Source organism: Paracraurococcus lichenis (assembly GCF_030657435.1).
Lineage (GTDB): Bacteria > Pseudomonadota > Alphaproteobacteria > Acetobacterales > Acetobacteraceae > Paracraurococcus > Paracraurococcus lichenis.
The window spans coordinates 1-19,484 of record NZ_JAUTWS010000026.1; the positions used below are offsets into that span (position 1 = coordinate 1).

Annotated in this window: 14 protein-coding genes and 1 tRNA gene; 5 read left to right on the forward strand and 10 right to left on the reverse strand. The window is 73.7% G+C overall.

Annotated features, from left to right (window positions below; all coding sequences use genetic code 11):
* Window positions 1–39: 39 nt before the first annotated feature.
* On the reverse strand, window positions 40–1,863 hold the full coding sequence (glmS, locus tag Q7A36_RS22950; protein WP_305106089.1) for a glutamine--fructose-6-phosphate transaminase (isomerizing): 1,824 nt from the start codon (window positions 1,861–1,863) through the stop codon (window positions 40–42).
* Window positions 1,863–3,215 carry a bifunctional UDP-N-acetylglucosamine diphosphorylase/glucosamine-1-phosphate N-acetyltransferase GlmU gene (gene glmU, locus Q7A36_RS22955; protein ID WP_305106090.1) on the reverse strand — a complete coding sequence of 451 codons (1,353 nt, stop codon included), beginning with the start codon at window positions 3,213–3,215 and terminating at the stop codon, window positions 1,863–1,865. Before glmU ends, glmS begins: the two co-directional genes overlap by 1 nt.
* 149 nt (window positions 3,216–3,364) lie before the next feature.
* Between glmU and gph the strand changes: the two genes are divergently transcribed.
* A complete protein-coding gene (gph, locus tag Q7A36_RS22960) occupies window positions 3,365–4,015 on the forward strand; it encodes a phosphoglycolate phosphatase (RefSeq protein WP_305106091.1) in 651 nt (216 codons plus the stop codon).
* Here the strand turns inward: gph and Q7A36_RS22965 are convergent.
* Window positions 3,983–4,801, reverse strand: coding sequence for a DUF3108 domain-containing protein (locus Q7A36_RS22965; protein ID WP_305106092.1), 819 nt, complete (start codon window positions 4,799–4,801; stop codon window positions 3,983–3,985). The two genes, gph and Q7A36_RS22965, sit on opposite strands and share 33 nt — an antisense overlap.
* 143 nt (window positions 4,802–4,944) lie before the next feature.
* On the opposite strand from Q7A36_RS22965, the gene Q7A36_RS22970 reads away from it, so the two are divergent.
* Window positions 4,945–5,019, forward strand: a tRNA-Val gene (locus tag Q7A36_RS22970).
* Window positions 5,020–5,147: 128 nt separating this feature from the next.
* Here Q7A36_RS22970 and Q7A36_RS22975 read toward each other — a convergent pair.
* The 6 genes from Q7A36_RS22975 to Q7A36_RS23000 all read right to left on the reverse strand — a co-directional run bounded on the left by Q7A36_RS22975 (window position 5,148) and on the right by Q7A36_RS23000 (window position 15,936).
* The gene (locus Q7A36_RS22975) at window positions 5,148–6,392 is read right to left on the reverse strand and encodes an ABC transporter substrate-binding protein (RefSeq protein WP_305106093.1); all 1,245 of its coding nucleotides are present in this window, start codon (window positions 6,390–6,392) and stop codon (window positions 5,148–5,150) included.
* Between the two features lie 103 nt (window positions 6,393–6,495).
* The gene (locus Q7A36_RS22980; RefSeq protein WP_305106094.1) at window positions 6,496–7,008 is read right to left on the reverse strand and encodes an EF-hand domain-containing protein; all 513 of its coding nucleotides are present in this window, start codon (window positions 7,006–7,008) and stop codon (window positions 6,496–6,498) included.
* Window positions 7,009–7,123: 115 nt separating this feature from the next.
* Window positions 7,124–7,702: a histidine phosphatase family protein gene (locus tag Q7A36_RS22985; RefSeq protein WP_305106095.1), complete on the reverse strand. Its 579-nt coding sequence runs from the start codon at window positions 7,700–7,702 to the stop codon at window positions 7,124–7,126.
* Window positions 7,702–9,099, reverse strand: a complete 1,398-nt coding sequence (locus Q7A36_RS22990) for a M20/M25/M40 family metallo-hydrolase (protein WP_305106096.1) — start codon at window positions 9,097–9,099, stop codon at window positions 7,702–7,704. The genes Q7A36_RS22985 and Q7A36_RS22990 overlap by 1 nt, the downstream gene beginning before the upstream one ends.
* Window positions 9,100–9,199: 100 nt before the next feature.
* On the reverse strand, window positions 9,200–12,301 hold the full coding sequence (locus Q7A36_RS22995) for an AsmA family protein (RefSeq protein ID WP_305106097.1): 3,102 nt from the start codon (window positions 12,299–12,301) through the stop codon (window positions 9,200–9,202).
* Window positions 12,298–15,936 carry a hydantoinase B/oxoprolinase family protein gene (locus Q7A36_RS23000; protein ID WP_305106098.1) on the reverse strand — a complete coding sequence of 1,213 codons (3,639 nt, stop codon included), beginning with the start codon at window positions 15,934–15,936 and terminating at the stop codon, window positions 12,298–12,300. Before Q7A36_RS23000 ends, Q7A36_RS22995 begins: the two co-directional genes overlap by 4 nt.
* Before the next feature lie 124 nt (window positions 15,937–16,060).
* Here Q7A36_RS23000 and Q7A36_RS23005 point away from each other — a divergent pair, with 124 nt between their 5' ends.
* Complete coding sequence (locus Q7A36_RS23005) at window positions 16,061–16,597, forward strand: winged helix DNA-binding protein (RefSeq protein ID WP_305106099.1); 537 nt, start codon at window positions 16,061–16,063, stop codon at window positions 16,595–16,597.
* A 64-nt stretch (window positions 16,598–16,661) separates the two neighbouring features.
* On the opposite strand, the gene Q7A36_RS23010 is transcribed toward Q7A36_RS23005, so the two are convergent.
* The gene (locus Q7A36_RS23010) at window positions 16,662–17,543 is read right to left on the reverse strand and encodes a TauD/TfdA dioxygenase family protein (RefSeq protein ID WP_305106100.1); all 882 of its coding nucleotides are present in this window, start codon (window positions 17,541–17,543) and stop codon (window positions 16,662–16,664) included.
* Between the two features lie 282 nt (window positions 17,544–17,825).
* Here Q7A36_RS23010 and Q7A36_RS23015 point away from each other — a divergent pair, with 282 nt between their 5' ends.
* Complete coding sequence (locus Q7A36_RS23015) at window positions 17,826–18,629, forward strand: TerB family tellurite resistance protein (RefSeq protein ID WP_305106101.1); 804 nt, start codon at window positions 17,826–17,828, stop codon at window positions 18,627–18,629.
* 106 nt (window positions 18,630–18,735) lie between these two features.
* The gene (locus tag Q7A36_RS23020) at window positions 18,736–19,422 is read left to right on the forward strand and encodes an N-acetylmuramoyl-L-alanine amidase (RefSeq protein WP_370655697.1); all 687 of its coding nucleotides are present in this window, start codon (window positions 18,736–18,738) and stop codon (window positions 19,420–19,422) included.
* Window positions 19,423–19,484: the final 62 nt, after the last annotated feature.

A 19,484-nucleotide genomic window follows, 5' to 3' on the forward strand; every position in this document is an offset into this window, starting at 1 on the left:
ATTACAAACTCACAGGGGACCGGCGCCGCGCCTGCCGCGCTATTCGACCGTCACGCTCTTCGCCAGGTTGCGGGGCTGGTCCACATCGGTCCCCTTCAGCACGGCCACGTGGTAGGCCAGGAGCTGGACCGGGATGGCGTAGAGGATCGGGGTCGGGAAGGCGCCGACCTTCGGCAGCTCGATCACCCGCTCGGCGAAGCGCGACAGCGGCCCGACGCCATCGGCATCGGTGAAGGCCATGATCCGGCCGCCGCGCGCCGCCGCTTCCTGCAGGTTGCTCGCCGTCTTCTCGAAGAGCGGCCCGCTGGGGCAGAGCGCGATGACGGGGACGTTGTTGTCGATCAGCGCGATGGGGCCGTGCTTCATCTCGCCGGCGGCATAGCCCTCGGCATGGATGTAGCTGATCTCCTTCAGCTTCAGCGCGCCCTCGAGCGCGATCGGGTAGAGGCTGCCGCGGCCGAGGAAGAGCACGTCCCGCGCCTTGGCGACCTCGGCCGCCAGCTCGCGGATCTGCGCGTCCTGCTCGAGGACCGCCGCGGCGTGGCTCGGCACCTCGAGCAGCGACTGCGTCAGCCGCCCCTCGTCGAGCGTCGTCAGCTCCCGCCGCTGCCGGCCGAAGCCGATGGCGAGGCAGGCGAGCACCGCGAGCTGCGCCGTGAAGGCCTTGGTGGAGGCGACGCCGATCTCGGGACCCGCCACGGTCAGCACCGCGCCGTCGCTCTCCCGCGCCATGGAGCTCTCGGGCACGTTCACCACCGAGAGGACTTTCTGCCCGCCCTCCTTCAGCAGCCGCAGCGCCGCCATGGTATCGGCGGTCTCGCCGGACTGGCTGACGAGGATGGCGGCGCCGCCCTCGGGCAGCGGCGGGTCGCGGTAGCGGAATTCCGAGGCGACATCGGCATCCACCGGCAAGCGGGCGAGCTGCTCGATCCAGTAGCGGCCGACCTGGCCGGCGATGAAGGCGCTGCCGCAGGCGGAGATGGTCAGCCGCGGCACGCGCGTGGCATCGAAAGGCAGCCGCGGCAGCCGCACCTCCAGCGTCTTCGGGTCGAGGTACTGCCGCAGCGTGTCGCCGAGCACCGCCGGGTGCTCGTGCAGCTCCTTCTCCATGAAGTGGCGGTAGTTGCCCTTGCCCACCGCGGCGCCGGAGACGGCGGTGACCACCACCTTGCGCTCGACCGGGTTGTGCGCGGCGTCGAAGAAATGCGCGCCCTCCCCGTCCACCACCGCCCAGTCGCCCTCCTCGAGATAGGCGATGCGGCGGGTCAGCGGGGCGAGGGCCAGCGCGTCGGAGCCGACGAACATCTCGCCCTCCCCGAAGCCGATGGCGAGAGGCGCGCCCTGCCGGGCGCACATCAGCAGCTTCGCATGGCCGGAGAAGATGGCGGCGAGGGCGAAGGCGCCGTGCACGCGCTTCAGGGCGGCGGCGAAGGCCTCCTGCGGGGCGAGGCCATGCGCGAGATAATCGTCGACCAGGCGGACAAAGGTCTCGGTATCGGTCTCGGTCTCGAAGACCGCACCCTTCGCCTCCAGCTCGGCGCGCAGCTCGGCATGGTTCTCGATGATGCCGTTGTGCACCACGCTGACGCGGCGCGTGCTGTGCGGGTGCGCGTTGCGCTCGGTCGGCGCGCCATGCGTCGCCCAGCGGGTATGGCCGATGCCGGTGGTGCCGGTCAGCGGCTCGCGCTCCAGCGCGGCAGCCAGGTTGCCGAGCTTGCCCTCGGCGCGGCGGCGGTCGATATGGCCGTCGACCAGCGTGGCGATGCCCGCGCTGTCATAGCCGCGGTATTCCAGCCGGCGCAGCGCCTCCAGCAGCAGCGGCGCCGCCTCGGCCTTGCCCACGACCCCTACGATGCCGCACATCAGGAAGCGTCCTTCTTCTTGCCCTTGAAGCCCCGGCCGGGCTTCGTCGCCTGCCGCCCGCGGGCGACCGCCAGCGCGTCGTCCGGCACGTCCTCGGTGATCACGCTGCCGGCCGCGACCAGCGCGCGGTCGCCGACGCGCACCGGCGCGACCAGGGCGGTGTCGCTGCCGATGAAGGCGCCGGCACCGATCTCGGTCCGGTGCTTGTGCAGGCCGTCGTAATTGCAGGTGATCGTCCCGGCGCCGATGTTGGCACCGGCGCCGACCGTCACGTCGCCCAGATAGGTCAGGTGGTTGGCCTTGGCGCCCTCGGCCAGGGTCGCCGCCTTCAGCTCGACGAAATTCCCCACATGCGCCCCGCGCCCCACTTCCGTCCCCGGCCGCAGCCGGGCGAAGGGGCCAATGATGGCGCCGCTGCGCACCGTGCAGCCCTCGAGGTGGGAGAAGGCACGGATCTCGACCTCGTCCTCCACCGCGACACCCGGACCGAACACGACGTTGGGGCCGATCGTCACGTCCTGGCCGAGGCGGGTGTCCCAGGAGAGGAACACCGTCTCCGGCGCCACCAGCGTCGCGCCGCCCGCCATGGCGGCCGCGCGCAGCCGCGCCTGCATCCCGGCCTCGAGCAGCGCGAGCTCCGCGCGGCTATTGGCGCCGGCAAGCTCGGCCTCCTCCGCCTCCTCCGCCACCACCCGCCGGCCATCCGCGACGGCGAGGCCGACGATGTCGGTCAGGTAGTACTCGCCCTTGGCATTGTCGTTGCCGACCGCATCCAGCCAGCGGAAGAGGTCCTGCGCCGGCGCGCAGACCACGCCGGCATTGCAGAGGCCTATCGCCCGCTCCGCCTCGCTCGCATCCGCCCATTCGACGATGCGCGCGACGTCACCGGCTTCGTCCTGCACCACGCGGCCATAGCGACCGGGATCGGCCGGCCGCATCGCCAGCAGCGCCATGCCCGGGGCACCCCGCCGCGCCGCCGCCTCGGACCCCTCGCCTGCCCCGGCGCGACGGGCGACCAGCCGGCGGATGGTCGGCAGCGTGATCAGCGGGTTGTCGGCATAGAGCACCGCGACATCGCCATCGAAATCGCGCAGCAGCGGCGCGGCCATCCGCGCGGCATGGCCGGTGCCCAGCCGCTCGGCCTGCACCACCGTCGCATGCGGCGCTACGGCCTTCTCCAGCGCCGGCATCCCCGGCCCGACCACCACCACGATGCGGTCGAAGACCTGCTCGCAGGTGGCGACGAGGTGATTGATCATCGGCCGGCCGGCGACCGGGTGCATCGCCTTCGGCAGCGCGCTCCGCATGCGGGTGCCAAGGCCGGCGGCGAGGATGACGGCTGCGACGGGCATGGCTTCTCCGGTAGTCTCTCGCAGGCCGCGCAAGCAAGGGGCCGCTGTTCAACATACATTGCCGGTCATTGGGAGTCTGCAATCCTTCAGGTGAGGCACGTGCCTCCGGCGCGGATTGCAGGACGCGGCCGGGCGCGGTAGGCCGGGCCATGCCCCGCCTTGCCGTCTTCGACCTGGATGGCACGCTGGTCGACAGCGCGCCCGACATCCACGCTGCCCTCGACCGCCTGATGGCGGCGGAAGGCCGCCCGCCCTTCACGCGGGCGGAGGTCACGGCGATGATCGGCGACGGCGTGCGGGTCCTGGTGCAGCGCGCCACCACGGCACGCGGGCTGGAGTTCACCGAGGACCGCCTCGCCCGCTTCACCGCCGACTATACCGCACGGGCGGCCGAGCGGACCGTGCTCTTCCCCGGCATCGCGGAGGCGCTGGCGGCGCTTCAGGCGGCAGGCTGGGCGCTCGCGGTCTGCACCAACAAGCCGGCGGCGGCCACCGCGGCGCTGCTCGCGGCCCTCGGCCTGGAGGGCCGCTTCGCCGCGGTCGGCGGCGGGGACAGCTTCCCCGTGCGCAAGCCCGATCCCGGCCACCTGCTGGGCACGCTGCGGGCGGCGGGCGGCGATCCGGCGCGGGCCGTCATGATCGGCGACCACCGCAACGACGTGCTGGCGGCGCGCGGCGCGGGCCTGCCCTGTCTCTTCGCCGGCTGGGGCTACGGCACGCCGGCCATGGCCGAGGGTGCTGCCGCCACCCTGGCCCGGCCGGAGGCGCTAGTCCCGGTGCTGCGCCAGTTCCTGCCCTGAGCGGAGCGGCGTGACACCGGTCAGCGTCACCCGGACCGTGCCCAACCAGCGCGAGGGCAGCTCGATCCGCACCGGGATGGCCGGACGGTCCGGCAGCGGCCGCGCCAGCCAGGCGGTGGCGCGCTGGGGCTTCCTCACTTCCTCCGCGTCGCGGTCGAGCCGCACGCCGGCCAGCACCCGGCTTTCGAAGCCGCAGCGCAGCGATTCCCCGGTGAAAGCGCCGGCAAGCTGCAGCGGCTGCACGCCCTCGGTCCAGGCGGTCACGTCGCTGCGGCGGCGGCCGTCATAGACCGCGGCGGCGCCCTCGCACCGCCCGGTCAGGGTGACGGCGCGGGCCAGCTTCGCCAGGGCCGAGAGCGTGTCCATCGTCCCGCGCCGCAGCGGCTCCGGCACCGGCTCGCGGTCCGGCTCCACCGGCTCCAGCCGTTGCAGCGATGGCTGGCCGGGCGAGAGCCAGTCCATCGCCACCTCCCGCCGTTCGCCGCGCCAGACACCCTCCAGCCGGTAGCGCAGCGGCATCGGCTCCGCTCCGCGCCAGGCGCCTTCGGCCAGGGTCACCGTCTCGGTACGGGAGAGCGCGCCGGCGAGCCCGACGGACTTGGTCCGCGCCAGGATACGGTAGCGCGGGCCGCCGGCATCGAGTTCGGCCTCCACGTCCATCACGTGCAGGCCGGCGAAGCGGATCTCGTAGCGCGCGAGGAGCGGGTCGGCCCATGCCGCGCCTGGCACCAGGGCGAGGAGCCCGGCGGCGCAGCCGGCCAGAAGGGGTCGCCGGGACGAGGCCATGGCCAAGACATATCGGGCGCCGCCGCGGCGCCGCAAGCACACATCGGCGAGGCGGCGAGGGCGACGCGACGGGCCGGTCGCCGCACATCGGACCGCCGCCTTCGCTTGACACCACCTCCCGCCCCGCCTATTCCCGGCCTCCCGGGCGCGTAGCTCAGCGGGAGAGCATTCGCTTCACACGCGAAGGGTCACAGGTTCAATCCCTGTCGCGCCCACCATTTCCCCCGGTCCCTTCTTTTGGTCGGCAGCCTGTGCCATGCGCGGTCGTGGCCGGGTGGCGTACCTGCCATTGCGCGCCACGGCCGGGTCAGGCCCGGCCATGGGCGGTTCGGCGATGGCCCCCCCGTCAGGCCTTCGCCATGGCGCAGGCGCCGTCCGCGATCGGACGGAAGGACCGCTCCGCCGAGGTCTCGGCCAGCACCTTGTAGACATCGCCGGGATTGCGGCTCTCGTTCGGCGCCTTGACCTGGAAGAGATAGGTCGGGTGCAGCTTGCGGCCATCCCGGCGGATCTCGCCGATCCCGAAGCAATCATCATCCGTCGGCAATGCCTTCATCGCCGCCACCGTATCGCGGCCGGAGGCCTTGGCCTTCGCCACCCCGATCTGTGCCGCGGCCTTCAGGTAGTGCAGCAACCCGGCATAGTCGCCGGCGTGGTTGTGGCAGGGATAGGTATTGGCCGGAAGTTGCCCCTTCACCCGCTCCATGAAGGCGCGGGTGCGCGGGTTGAGGTCCCAGTAGAAGGTTTCTGTCTGGGTCAGCCCCTGCGCGGTGGGCAGGCCGAGCGCCATGACGCTGTTGATGTAGCCGGTCAGGCCGACGAAGCGCCGCCCGCCCTTCATCAGGCCGAATTCCTGCGCCTGCTTCACCGCATTCACGAAATCCGTCCCGGCGCCGAGGAAGGCGACGGCCTTGGCGCCGCTCGCCTGCGCCTTCAGCAGGAAGGCGGAGTAGTCGGTCGTCTCCGGGAAGGGATAGGCGACGGAGCCGAGCACCTTGCCGCCCGCGCCCTCGACCGAATGGGTGGTGTCCGCCTGCAGCATCTGGCCGAAGGCGTAGTTGGGCGTGATGAAGAACCAGCTATCCGCGCCGAGCCTGACCAGCGGCTCCCCCGTCGCGTGCGACAGGCACCAGGTGTCGTAGCTCCAGTGGATGGAATTGGCGCTGCAATACTCGGAGGTCAGGGCGGAGGTCGCGGCGCCGGTGTTGATATGCGCCTTGTCCTTCGACTCCACGACGGATTTGAGGGCGATGGCCAGCGCCGAGTTGCTGACGCCGAGCACCATGTCCACGCCGTCCCGGTCGAACCACTGCCGGGCGATGGACAGGCCGACATCCGACTTGTTCTGGTGGTCGGCGACCAGCAGTTCGACGCCGATCCCGGGATGGGCGGCGGTGAACTCGCGGATCGCCTGGCGGGCGCAGACGACGCTGGTCGGGCCGGCGATGTCGCGATAGGGGCCGGACATGTCGTGCAGCAGGCCGATGCGGAGCGTCTCCTCCGGCCTGCGGGTCTGCGCATGGACGAGGCGCGTGGCGCCGGCGGTGGCCAGCAGCGAGGCGCCGAGCACGGCGCGGCGTTGGACGGGCATAGGCTTCCTTCCCTGGACGCGGGCGGCCCGGTGTTTCCGGGTCCGCCCGCCGGGAAGTTCACCCTGTCGGCGCCCGCCTGACCAGGGTGCTTGCGCGGCCCGGTCAGCCCGGCTGCTGCGCCGGCGGCTGTCCGCCGGTCCCACGATGCTGGCGGCGCGGCGGGGCCGGCACCTCGTCGCGCGTCACGGCGCCGTCGCCATTGGCGTCGAAGGCGCGGAAGCGCGCCTCGGCCGCGGGCCGGATCTCCTCCAGCGTCACCACGCCGTCGCGGTTGGCATCCAGCGCGCGGAACATCATGCCGACCATGCGCTCGCGCTGCGGACCCTGCCCGCCCTCCGGCCGCGTGGCGTTCGGCCGCAGCCGGGCTTTCGCCATCTCCTGCTGCGTCAGGCTGCCGTCATGGTCGGGATCGGCGGCATTGAAGCGCTGCTGGATGACGGCCCAGGCCTCGTCCCAGGTGACGCGGCCGTCCTTGTTGGTATCGAACTGGTTGAACATCGCGCCCGCGCCGCGGGGACCCGGGCCCGCCTGGCCCGGCGCCGGCTGCGCCAGGGCCGGCGCGGCCGCGGCGGCGAGCAGGGCGGTGCCGAGCAGCGCCGTGCGGAAAGGTGTCATTGGCTTGTCCTCCTGTCGTTGCCCAACGGGCCTTGCCCATGCCGGATGCGCCTCGACTGTAACAAGGCCATGACGGCGCCGGCGGAGTCGGGTGAGGAAGCGTAACCGGCGCCCGTCACGCCTCCTCGATGCGCCGCCAGGGTGTCAGCAGGCGCAGGCCGCTGCGGTCGAAGGCGAAGCAGTGCCCGCCGCCGCCCGGGGGCTGGTCCTCGGCGCGGGAGATGGGGAGGCCCGCCAGGCGGCAGCGCAGCAGGGCGCCGACGGCGCCATGGGCGATGATGGCGAGGTCGCCCGGCGGCGCCTCCGCCAGCGCCGCCGCGACCGCCGCGGCGATCCGCGCCTGGGCGTCCACGGCGCGTTCCCAGCCGCGGATGCTCTCCTCCGGGCGGGCGAAGAAGCGGTCGGCGGTCGCCTCGAACTCCGCGCCGGGCAGGTAGCCGGTGGCGCTGCGGTCGTTCTCGCCCAGCGCCTCCCGCACGAGCACCGGCAGGCCGAGGCGGGCGGCGAGCGGCGCCGCGGTCTCGCGCGCCTTGCGCTCGGCGCTGCTGAAGACCGCGACGAGGCCCGGCGCCCAGGGCCGCGCCGCGAGCAGCGCCGCGCGCCGCCGCCCGACCTCCGAGAGGCCCCAGTCCGGCACCGCTACCGCCGGGTCGATGGCGACCTCGGGATGGGTGACGAACCAGCCGGTGGCCATCAGCCCTTCGGCGTCCCGGCTTCCCCCAGGTCCCACCACATCCCGGCGAAGGCCAGGATACCCTCCCGCGCCGGCGCGATCAGGAAATGCTCGTCCGGCCCGTGCTGCTTGCAGCCGTTGTAGCTGTGCGGCACCCAGACCAGCGGCACGCCGAGATGGTCGACGAAGACGTCGCCCGGCAGCCCGCCCGAGGAATTCGGGATGATCTGCACCCGCTCGCCGAGGCTCTGCTGCATGCTCTCCTGCGCCCAGCGCACCCAGGGATGGTTGGGCGGCGTGCGGCTGGCGGCCATGCGGACGGTGCCGTTCTCGATCGCCACATCCTTGAAGCCGTGCTCGTCCAGGTGGCGGCGCAGCGCCGGGCCGAAGCCCTCCGGGTCGCTGTCCACGGTGTAGCGGATCTGGCAATGCGCGCGGGCATCGGGGGCCACGGCATTCACCGGGTTCTCCGGCCGGCCGCTGGTCATGGCGAGGACGATGAAGCTGTTCCAGCCATAGATCTTCTCGGCCGGCGTCAGGCCCGGCTCGCCCCAGTCGGGGTCGATGCTCGCCGCCCCCTCGCCGCCGCCGACCGGGCAGCCCTGCAGCACCGCCCGCACCTCGGCCGGGACGCCATTCCCCGGCAGCCAGTCCCGCACCAGGATTTTTCCGCGCGCATCCATGATGCTGCCAAGGGCATGGGTCAGCCGGACCGCGGGGTCAGTGGTCAGGCCGCCCCAATGGCCGGAATGCACCCCGCCCTCGCGCAGCCGCACGACGAGGTCGCAATGCCAGGTGCCGCGGGTGCCGGTGGCGATGGTCGGCATGCCCGGCTCGACGCGCGGGCCGTCGGAGGCGATCAGCACATCGGCCGCGAGCAGGTCGCGGTTGCGCGCGACGAAGTCGCGCAGGCCGGGCGAGCCGCGCTCCTCGCCCATCTCGATGACCAGCCTGACGTTGAAGCCGAGCCGGCCGCCGCGCTCGGCCAGCACCGCCTCGAGCGCCGCGAGGTTGAGCGCGTGCTGGCCCTTGTTGTCGGCGCTGCCGCGGCCATACCAGCGGTCGCCCTCCTCGATGAGTTCCCAGGGCTTGAGGCCGGCGCGCCACTGCTCGTCGAGGCCGCGGACGGTGTCGCCATGGCCGTAGAGCAGCACCGTCGGCCGCGACGGGTCCTCGATGCGCGCCGCGGTCAGGATGGGGCCGCAGCCGGCGACCGGGTTGGGGTGGATCGCCACGGAGAACCCCATGCCCTCGGCCCAGGGCCGGATCGCCGCATCAAGGTAGCGGTGCAATTCGGCCTCGAAGCCGGGCTCCTGCGCCGTCGAGCGAATGGCGACCAGATCGGCGAGGCGGGATCGGAACCCGCCCTCGTCGAAGACGGCGGCGGCGCGGGCAAGGGCGGCTTCGCGGCTCGGCATGGATGCTCCCGGGGCTCTGGCGCGCAGGATGCGCGGCCCCACGGGCTTTGCCCAGACACCCGCCGGGCCGGCAAGGGCCGCGCGGCGCCGCGGGCCCGGGTCAATGCTCCGCCCGCCAGCGCAGGAAGTCCGCCAGTTCCGCCAGACGGCGCGGCGCCGCGGCGGGGCCGGTCAGGCGCAACCCGATCTCCGGCGCCTCCGGCACCGGGCGGGTGCCGATCCGGAGGTCGAGCGTGCCGCGCGCCAGGTCCACCGCGCCGCCGGCCACCGCATCGCCATGCCCCTCGGTCGCGAGCCGCATCTCCTCCGGCGCCGCCCGCCCCTCGGCCAGGCGCAGCCTTCCCTCCAATCGCTCGAAGGCGGTCGCGCCGCCCTCCAGCGCCTTGCGCAGCGCCGCCTCGGCCGGCCGCAGGTCGGTGAGCCCCGCCGCCGCCTGCAGCGCCGCGAGGTCGAGGCCGACCAGCACCCCATCCCGCACGGTGACCGAGGCCTCGCCCGCCAGCGTCGCCAGCAGCGCCGCCGGGCTGTGGCCCGCCGCGGTGAGCCTCGCCCGCCCCTCCAACCGCCCGGCGCCGAGGTCGAGCGGCAGGTCGAGCAAGGGGCCGGCGAGGGTGGCGTCGGCGATCTCGGCCTCGAGCGAGAGGTTCGGCGGCGAGGCAATCCCCTCCACCGCCAGTGCGCCGCGCAGCGTCCCGCCGCCGAGCCGCGCCTGCAGCCCCTCCAGCCGCAGCGTCCCGGCCGAGAGCTTCAGCGCGGTCGCGGCCTGCTCCAGCACCAGGCTGCCTGCCGCCTCGACCCGCGCCGCCTCGACCGCCAGTTCGGCGTCGAGCGCGGCGAGGCGGTCGAGCCCCAGCGGCTCCGTCCCGCGCAGCGGCACCAGCGGCAGGGGCAAGGTCTCGGCGGCGAAGCGGCCGGTCAGGCGTGGCCGGGCGCCCTCCCGCGCCAGGGTCATCTGGCCGCGCCCGCGGAAGCCGCCGGCGACGAGGTCCAGATGCTCCGCCGTCAGCATCCGGCCCTGGCCCGAGAGATTGGCGATGACCGAGAAGGAGCCGGGCCCGAGCCAGCCGGCGGCCCCCGGACCCAGCAGCGGCGCCAGCAGGCGCGCCGCGCCGGGATGGCGGAGCGTCAGCGTGCCGGTCCCGCGCGCCTGCACCGCATCCAGCGTCGCCGTCGCCTCGGCCCTGAGCGCGCCCAGGTCGCCCTCCAGCCGCAGCGCCAGCGCCTCGGCGGCGCCGCTGCCGGAGAGGCGCAGCGTCAGCGGCTCGGCCAGCAGCGGCGCGAGGCCGGCCCAGCCCGCGGGCAGCAGCGGGGCCAGCGCCGCGCCGGCGCCGCTCAGTTCCAGCGAGACATCCTGCAGCCGCAGCGGCGGGCCGAGCTGCAGGGCGCCCGAGGCGGCGAGGTCCGTCTCGCCCGTCCGCAGCGCCAGGCGGCGCAGCGTCAGCCGGCCATTCTCCAGCGCGGCGTCGAGCGTCGCCCGCTCCGCGAGCAGGTCGCGCCAGGCCAGCCGCTCCGCCGCGAGGCGCAGGTTGAGGTCGAAGCCGGCGAGCGCGGCGGCGAGGCCGGCGGCATCCGGCAGCGGGCCGAGCAGCCCGTTCAGGTCCAGCCGGTCGAGGGTGAGGCCGAGGCCGAGGGAGGGCCTGCCGCCCGCCGCCGCTGCCGGCCGCCAGACGCCCGCGCCCGTCACCCGCGCGCCGTCCAGCGTGGCGGCGAGGTCGGAGACGGCTGCCTCGGTTCCCTCCAGCGCCAGCTTGAAGCGGCCCTCCGCCACCCGCAGCCGCGCGGGGTCGGTGCCGGCCAGCGGCAGGCCGAGCGCCGCCAGCGTTTCCCGCAGCGTCCGCGCGGTGAAGCGGACCGCGAGTTCCATGCGCGGGCCGGCGGTCGCGCCGTCCACCTGGACCGCGGTCTCGCCCGGCAGGACGGCGGAGAGATCCGAGAGCGAGAGCCGGTCGCCCTCGAGGAAGAAGCCGCCGCGCAGCCGGCGCAGCGGCAGGCCGGCAAAGCCGGTCGCCTCGGCCGAGAGGTCGATGCTGACCGGCACCGCCTGCGGCAGGGCATAGCCGCGCGCGCCGCGCAGCGCCGCCAGCCAGGCATCGAGGTCGAGTCGCCCGGCATTGAGCGCGACGTCGAGCCGCGGCGCGGGCGCGAGGCGGAAGGTGGCGGCGCCGCGGGCGGGCTGGCCATTGAGGTCGAGGGCGAGGTCCTCGGCGGCGATCAGGTCGGCGGCCGCGGTCAGCCGGCCGGTGATGCGGTAGGGGCCGGCGGGCGCGGGCAGCAGGGCGGCGAGGTCGCTGCCCGAGGCCTCCACCCGCCCCTCGAACCCGCCCTCGGGCGAGAGGACGCCGCGGGCGGAGAGGCTGGAGCCGGCGGCGGCCAGCGTCAGGTCCAGCGGGGCGACGCCGTCGAAGCCGGCGCGGCCGAGCTGCGCGCTGTAGCGGATGGCATAGCCGCGCCAGGCGAGGCTCCCCTCGGCGACCACCGCCTCCAGCGCGCCGCCGGTGACGAGGCGGGCATTCACCGCCTCCGCCTGCAGGCCGCCGATGCGGAGGCGGCAATCCTCCAGCCGTGCATCCAGCGCGCCGAGCCAGGGCGAGAGGCGGAATCCGGGCAGCGAGAGCGGCGGCCAGGGCAGGGTTATGTCGCCGCCGACGAGGGCGATCTCGCGCGGCTCCAGCCGCCCGGCCAGCAGCGCCGGCAGGTCGAGGCGGAGGCGCATGGCGCGGGCGGCGACGGTGACGCCGTCCTCGGCCGGGCCGATGGTGACGGCCTCGGCCTCCACCCGCGGCTGGGGCAGCAAGGTCAGGGTGATGGGGCCGTCGAGCGAGACCGGGCGGCCGAGGCGGGTGCTGGCGAGGTCGGCGAGCTGCGGGCGCCAGGACTCCCAGTCCAGCCTCCGCGGGACGAACCATAGGGCGGCGACCAGCGCGGCAAGGAGGGCGAGGGCGACGGGCAGGAGCCAGCGGCGCCGGCGCCCGGCCGCAGGTTCGGCGGGCAGCGGGCCGGGGATGCCCGGTGGCGGCGGGCCGGCCCCCCGCATGCCGCGCAGATCGCCGCCGGGTGCCGGCGTCGCATGCCCCGTGCCGGCCGCCGCCCGGGGCGCGGCCGGTTGCGCCGGGATATGGCGGTCCTCCCCGGGCGGCTCCGCGCCGCCCCTGCCCTCCCCGTCCCCGCGCGGCGGGGCGCCGTTCCGCCGCTTGAACCTCACGCCGCCCCGTAGCCGCCGCCGCCTGGCGTCTCCAGCACCAGCGCGTCGCCGGCGGCGAGCTCGGCGCTGCCGGTATTGCCGGGGATCGGCTCAACGCGCCCGTCGGCGCGCTCGACCCATTGCCGGCCCGGCGCGCCGTCCTGCCCGCCCGCGAGCCCATGCGGCGCGACGTTGCGGCGCGAGGCGACGACCACCGCGGTCATCGGGCGGAGGAAGCGGATCCTCCGGCGGGAGCCGTCGCCGCCCCGCCAGCGTCCGGCGCCGCCCGAGCCGCGGCGGATCGAGAATTCCTCGAGGCGGACGGGGTAGCGCAGCTCCAGCACCTCCGGATCGGTCATGCGGGTATTGGTCATGTGCGTCTGCACCGGGCCCCAGCCGTCGAAGCCGGGACCGGCGCCGACGCCGCCGCAGACCGTCTCGTAATATTGGTACTGCGCGTCGCCGAACAGCAGGTTGTTCATGGTGGCCTGGGCGGAAGCACAGGCACCGAGGGCGGCGAGCAGCGCGTTGCAGGTGACCTGGCTGACCTCGGTATTGCCGGCGACCACGGCAGCGCCGGGCAATGGCGAGAGGAAGGTGCCGGGCGGCACCACGATCTCGAGCGGCTTGAGGCAGCCGTCGTTCAGCGGGATCTCCTCCCCCACCAGGGCGCGGAAGCAGTAGAGCACCACGGCGCGGCAGACCGCGGCGGGGGCATTGAAATTGGTCGGCCGCTGCGGCCCGGTCCCGGTGAAGTCGATGACGGCACGGCGGTTCGGACGATCCACGCGGACGGCGACCCTGAGCGGCGTGCCGTCGTCGAGCGTCGTCGCGAAGGCGCCGTCCTGCAGCCGGTCGAGGACGCGGCGGACGCTCTCCTCCGCATTGTCCATGACGTGCCGCATATAGGCGCGCACCGTGTCGAGGCCGTAGTCGCGGACGGCACGCTGCAGCTCCTGCACGCCCTTCTCGTTGGCCGCGACCTGCGCCTTGATGTCGGCGAGGTTCACGTCCGGCGAGCGGGCCGGGTATTTGGCCGAGGCGAGGAGTTCGCGGAACTCGGCTTCCCGGATGCGCCCCTGCTCGACGAGGAGGAAGTTGTCGATGACGACGCCCTCCTCCTCCAGGGTGCGGGAGACGGGCGGGGTGGAGCCGGGGGTCAGGCCGCCGATATCCGCGTGGTGGCCGCGGGATCCCACGAAGAAGAGGATCTCCTGCCCCGCGGCATCGAAGACGGGCGTGATGACGGTGACGTCCGGCAGGTGGGTACCGCCGTTATAGGGGTTGTTCAGCGCCACCACGTCGCCGGGGCGCAGCGTCGTGCCGCGGAGCCGGATCACCGTCCGCACGCTCTCCCCCATGGCGCCGAGATGCACCGGGACATGCGGCGCGTTCGCCACCAGGGCCCCCGTGGCATCGAAGATGGCGCAGGAGAAGTCGAGCCGCTCCTTGATGTTCACGCTGAGCGACGTGTTCTGCAGGACGGCGCCGGTCTGCTCGGCGATGCTCATGAAGAGGTTGTTGAAGAGCTCGAGCATCACCGGATCGGGCCTGCCGGTCGCCTCCACCCGCGTCGCGGCGCGGGGCGTGGTGCGGCGGAGCACCAGGTGGTTCAGCGGCGTGACCTCGGCGGTCCAGCCGGGCTCGACCACGGTGGTGGCATTGGCCTCGCGGATCAGGGCCGGGCCCTCCAGCCGGTCGCCGGCCAGCAGCCGGTCGCGGTCGAAGACCGGCGATTCCGTCGCCTCGCCGCCGGTGAAAAGCGGGACGGCGTCGATCGGCTGCGGCGCCTCGCCGGCGGGGCGGGAAGGCAGGGTCGCCTCCTCCACCGCCTCGCCGGCCGCCGTCACCTCGGCGATGCAGGCCTCGACCACCACCTCGCGCTCGGGCGTGGCGAAGCCGAAGCGCTGGCGATGGGCCGTCGTGAAGGCCTCCAGGACAGCGGCATGGCCGCCGAAGGGCACGGGCAGGAAGCTGTCGGTCCCGGCATAGCGCAGGTGCAGGCGGCGGGCGGCGGCGATGCGCCCCGCCGGCGCACCCTGCTTCAGCAGCTCGGCGCGGCCCTCCGCGGCCAGCGCGTCCAGCCGTGCCGCGAGGTCGTCCATGCCGGCCGGCGTCAGCGGCGCCTCCACCGCGCCTTCCCGGATCACCGTCTGGTCGGCGAGGCCCATCCCATAGGCCGAGAGCACGCCGGCGAAGGGGTGGATGAAGACCGTCTCCATGCCGAGCTCGTCGGCGACGAGGCAGGCATGCTGCCCGCCGGCGCCGCCGAAGCACTGCAGGGCATATTTCGTGACGTCATGGCCCTTCTGGATGGAGACCTGCTTGATGGCATTCGCCATGTTGGCGACGGCGACGCGGAGGAACCCCTCGGCGACCGCCCGCGGGTCCTGCGGCGTGCCGGTCGCGGCCGCGATCTCCCGCGCCAGGACCTCGAATTTCTCCCGAACGACCTCGGCGTCCAGCGGCGCGTCGCCATTCGGGCCGAAGAGACCTGGAAAATGCTTCGGCTGGATCTTGCCGACCATGACATTGGCGTCGGTCACGGTCAGCGGCCCGCCGCGGCGGTAGCAGGCCGGCCCCGGCACCGCGCCGGCGCTGTCCGGCCCGACGCGGTAGCGGGCGCCGTCGAAATGCAGGATGGAGCCGCCGCCGGCCGCCACCGTGTTGATCGCCATCATCGGCGCGCGCATGCGCACGCCGGCGACCAGCGTCTCGAAGGCCCGCTCGAACTCGCCGGCATAGAGCGCCACATCGGTCGAGGTGCCGCCCATGTCGAAGCCGATGATGCGGTCGAAGCCGGCCATGGCCGCGGTGCGGGCGGCGCCGACGATGCCGCCGGCGGGGCCCGACAGGATGGCGTCCTTGCCCTGGAAGCTGCCGGCTTCGGCCAGGCCGCCATTCGACTGCATGAAATAGAGCCGCACCGGCTCCTCGCCGGCCGCGCCCGCCGGCCCGGCGGGCCGCAACTCCCCGGCCACCTGCTCCACGTAGCGCCGCAGGATCGGGGAGAGATAGGCGTCCACCACCGTGGTGTCGCCGCGCGGGACGATGCGCGGCAACGGGCTCGCCTGGTGGGAGAGGCTGACCTGCGAGAAGCCGACCTCCCGCGCGATCTCGCCGAGGCGAAGCTCATGCGCCGGATGCGCCCAGGCATGCATCAGGGCAATGGCGACGGCGCGGATGCCATCGGCATGGGCGGCGGCGAGCGCGGCGCGGGCGCCGGCCTCGTCTAGCGGCTCGATCTCCTCCCCGTCCACCGTCACCCGGCCGCCGATCTCGGCGACGCGCTCGTGCAGCAGGTCCGGCAGGCGGACATTCAGGTCGAAGAGCCGCGGCCGGGCCTGGTTGCCAATCCGCAGCAGGTCGGCGAAGCCGCGGTTGACCAGCAGCAGCACCCGCTCGCCCTTGCGCTCGAGCAGGGCGTTGGTGGCCACCGTGGTGCCCATCTTCACCGCCTCGATCGCGCCTGGCGGAATCGGGGCGTCGGGCGAGAGATTGAGGAATTGCCGGATGCCGGCCACGGCCGCGTCACGGTAGCGCTCCGGATTCTCGGACAGCAGCTTGGCGGTGGAGAGGCGCCCCGCGGGGTCGCGCGCGACGATGTCGGTGAAGGTGCCGCCGCGGTCGATCCAGAACTGCCAGGCTCCGCCCATCGCACCCTCCGCCGCTTGCGTGATGGCAATGCCCGACCAAGGGCGCAAGGCCCGGCCGGATCGCCGAGACTTCGTTGACGATTTATCGGCATCTTGTCAATATGCGACCCGAGGGGGAACCAGCATGCCGTCCAGATCCCGCCCGGCCGAGGGGCCGCCCAAGGGACACATCGTCTCCTCGGCGCATCTCGCGGCCGGCGCCTCGCCCGGCCTGTCGGAGGTGGAATACGGCCTGATCCTGGCGGGCCATGCCTTCCAGCGCTGGATGGTCCGCTGCATGGCGGCGGCCGGCCTTCCAGGCCTCTCGCCCACAGAGATCCTGATCCTGCATACGGTGCAGCATCGCGGAAGGCCGAAGCGGCAGGCGGAGATCCTGCTCGCGCTCGGGATCGAGGACGCGCACATCGCGACCTATGCCATCCGCAAGCTGGCCGGCGCCGGGCTGGTGATGATCAGCCGCGCGGGGAAGGAGAAGCTGGTGGCGATCACGCCGGAGGGCGCGGCGCTCTGCGCCCGCTATGCCGGATTGCGGGAGCGGCTGCTGGCCCAGCCGGTCAGCCAGGCCGGGCCGGCGGCGGAGGCCCTGTCGGAGGTCGCGGCGCTGCTCAGGACGCTCTCGGGCTTCTACGACGCGGCGTCGCGTGGGGCCGCGACGTTGTAGCCGCGACAGCAAACTGAGAGAAATAGATGGGGGTCCGGGGGAATACCTTCCCCCGGTACTTCCTTCACGCCGCCTGCATCTGCTCCCGCGGCACCTCGTTGTTGGTCGTCCGCCGCAATTCCCGGACTTCGTCCAGGTCGTAGGCCCGCCCGCGGTGCAGGGTGCAGCGGTTGTCCCAGATCAGCAGGTCGCCGACCTGCCACCGGTGCGTCCAGCGCCAGGCCTTGTCGGTCGCGTGCTCCAGCAGGTCCAGCAGCAGCATCTTCCCCTCGGCCAGCCCCATGCCGAGGATCCGCCGCGCATGGATGCCGGCGAAGAGCGCCTTTCGCCCGCTGCCCGGATGCACCCGCACCAGCGGCCAGATCACCGGCGGCAGGGCCGCCTGCTGCTCCGGCGTGTAGTCCGTGTCGCCCAGCAGGGTCATGCGGGAATGCAGCGCGTAATGCTCCGCCTCCAGCCCCTCCACCTGCCGCTGCAGCCGCGCCGGCAGGGCGTCCCAGGCGGCGCGGAGATCGGCGAACTCCGTCTCGCCGCCCCAGCTTGGCAGTCGCACCGCCGACAGCATGGAATAGGAGACCGCCGGCGCCTGGAAGCTGCTGTCGGAATGCCAGAGCTGGTTGGCCAGGCCGCTCAGGATCTTCTTCGACTCCCGCGGCAGCGGCCTGCCGTCCGGGCCGAGGTTGGAGATGTCGATCATCGCCTGCTCGGCCATCCGCTCCTGCTGGCGGCCGATCTGCTTGAGGCCGGGGTTGAGCGGCCCGAACCGGCGGGCGAAGGCGATCTGCTCCTGTTCCGTCATGGGTTGGTCGCGGAACAGCAGCACGGCGTAGCGGTCCATGGCATCGACGATGGCGTCCAGCTCCGCCTGGGCGAGGGGCCGGCGCAGGTCGAGGCCCGAGGCCTCCGCCGCGAAGACCGGATGCAGCGGGTGCAGCGAGAGCGGCATGGCGTTTCCCCTTTTTCCTTCCCGGCCGGGATGTTAGGGCGGATTGCGCCCAGGCGTGAACCCGCCCTGCCGCCAGGCGCGAGCGGGACCGGCCGCCCGACGGAATCGGAGGCGCAGCGTGTCTCCCCCGTGCCGCCCGCCGCGTGCTAGAGCGGTGCCACGCTGGCCGTTCGGCGCGACACCGCCCTGGGCTTCGGGGTGCCGGGCAGAGCGACGCCATGGAGGCTTCGGGCCCTCGGACCTTCGGCCCGAGGCGACAGCATTGACGAGGGATTCCGGGCATTGAGCCTCTGGGGCAAGATCATCGGCGGGGTGGCGGGCTTCATGACCGGGGGGCCGCTCGGCGCGGTCATGGGCGCGGCGCTCGGCCATGCCGCGGACGAGGGCGCGACGCGCGGCAGCGTGGGCGGGCTGTTCGGACGCTCCTCGGTGCGGGAGGCGGCGGACATCGCCGCGATGCTCGGCAGCAAGGAACAGCTCTTCGCCATCGCCGTCGTGGTGCTCGCCGCCAAGCTCGCCAAGTGCGACGGGCCGGTGAAGCGGGAGGAGATCGACACCTTCAAGCGGATGTTCCGCATCCCGCCCGAGAACCTGCGCGAGATCGGCCAGCTCTTCGACCAGGCCCGCGATTCGGCCGACGACTTCCGCCCCTTTGCCGAGCGGCTGGGCGAGGCCTTCGCCGACAACAAGGGCATGCTGGAGGACGTGCTGGCGGCCCTCTTCCAGATCGCCCGCGCCGACGGGCCGATGACGAAGTCGGAGGTCGCCTTCCTGCAGGCGGTGCAGCTCGGCTTCGGGCTGGACGCCGTGGCCTGGGAACGGGCGCGGGACGGGCGGGGGCAGCAGTACCGCTCCGCCTCGGCCCCCACGGCCCCGGTGGGGCCGGACGCCTATGCGGTGCTCGGCGTGGCGAAGACCGCGAGCGACGAGGAGGTGCGGCAGGCCTGGCGCCGGCTGATGCGGGAGAACCACCCGGACAGCCTGGCGGCGCGCGGCGTGCCGCCCGACTTCATCAGGCGCGCGACCGACAAGGTGGCGGAGATCAACGCCGCCTGGGACCTCATCAAGCGCGAACGCAACCTGTGAACCGCATCGTCGCGGTCCCAGGCCAGCGGAACGCACCGCCCGCCAAGGCGGGCTGTGGGGACCGCCTCCAGCGCGAGCGCAAGGCCGCAACACGATCGCCCACGCCTTGACGCTCCGCATCCGCGACCTTCCCAGCCCGAACCAGGACGACCGGCCGGTCGGCACGCCCATCGACATGCTCGTCCTGCACTACACCGGCATGCGCTCGGGCGAGGAGGCGATCGCCCGTCTGCGCGACCCGGCGGCGCGCGTCTCCTCCCACTACGTCGTGGAGGAGGACGGCACGGTCTTCCGCCTGGTGCCGGAGGCGCGGCGCGCCTGGCATGCCGGCATCTCCCACTGGCGCGGCCGGACAGGCCTCAACGCCAGCAGCATCGGCATCGAGGTGGTCAATCCCGGGCACGACTGGGGCTACCGCCCCTTCCCCGCGCTGCAGATGGCCGCCGTCTGCGACCTCTGCCTCGAGATCCTGGCGCGGCACCCGATTCCCGCCATCAACCTCGTCGCCCACAGCGACATCGCGCCGGACCGCAAGCAGGACCCGGGCGAGCTCTTCGACTGGGAAGGGCTGGCGGCGAACGGCGTGGGCCTCTGGCCGCACGACTCCGCCGCGATGCCGGCGGAAGCGGCGGCGCCGGCGTTGCTCGCCGCCATCGGCTACCGCACCGACCTGCCGCTGCCGGTGCTGCTCGCGGCTTTCCAGCGCCACTGGCGCCCGGCGCGCGTCGATGGAGTCGCCGATGCTGGAACGCTCGCGCGCCTCGCCGCCATCGCCGCGCTCGCCGCCGCGTAACGGCCGCGATTCGCCGCGCCGCCGGCATTGACCGCGCGGCGGTGGCCGGCGCATGAGGGCGC

What these genes read in the sequence shown, in the direction of transcription:
- glmS (WP_305106089.1), bottom strand. Translation starts at nt 1,863, where the DNA reads ATGTGCGGCATCGTAGGGGTCGTGGGCAAGGCCGAGGCGGCGCCGCTG.
- Q7A36_RS23005 (WP_305106099.1), top strand. Translation starts at nt 16,061, where the DNA reads ATGCCGTCCAGATCCCGCCCGGCCGAGGGGCCGCCCAAGGGACACATC.
- gph (WP_305106091.1), top strand. Translation starts at nt 3,365, where the DNA reads ATGCCCCGCCTTGCCGTCTTCGACCTGGATGGCACGCTGGTCGACAGC.
- Q7A36_RS23000 (WP_305106098.1), bottom strand. Translation starts at nt 15,936, where the DNA reads ATGGGCGGAGCCTGGCAGTTCTGGATCGACCGCGGCGGCACCTTCACC.
- Q7A36_RS22985 (WP_305106095.1), bottom strand. Translation starts at nt 7,702, where the DNA reads ATGGCCACCGGCTGGTTCGTCACCCATCCCGAGGTCGCCATCGACCCG.
- Q7A36_RS22980 (WP_305106094.1), bottom strand. Translation starts at nt 7,008, where the DNA reads ATGACACCTTTCCGCACGGCGCTGCTCGGCACCGCCCTGCTCGCCGCC.
- Q7A36_RS22975 (WP_305106093.1), bottom strand. Translation starts at nt 6,392, where the DNA reads ATGCCCGTCCAACGCCGCGCCGTGCTCGGCGCCTCGCTGCTGGCCACC.
- glmU (WP_305106090.1), bottom strand. Translation starts at nt 3,215, where the DNA reads ATGCCCGTCGCAGCCGTCATCCTCGCCGCCGGCCTTGGCACCCGCATG.
- Q7A36_RS22990 (WP_305106096.1), bottom strand. Translation starts at nt 9,099, where the DNA reads ATGCCGAGCCGCGAAGCCGCCCTTGCCCGCGCCGCCGCCGTCTTCGAC.
- Q7A36_RS22965 (WP_305106092.1), bottom strand. Translation starts at nt 4,801, where the DNA reads ATGGCCTCGTCCCGGCGACCCCTTCTGGCCGGCTGCGCCGCCGGGCTC.
- Q7A36_RS23010 (WP_305106100.1), bottom strand. Translation starts at nt 17,543, where the DNA reads ATGCCGCTCTCGCTGCACCCGCTGCATCCGGTCTTCGCGGCGGAGGCC.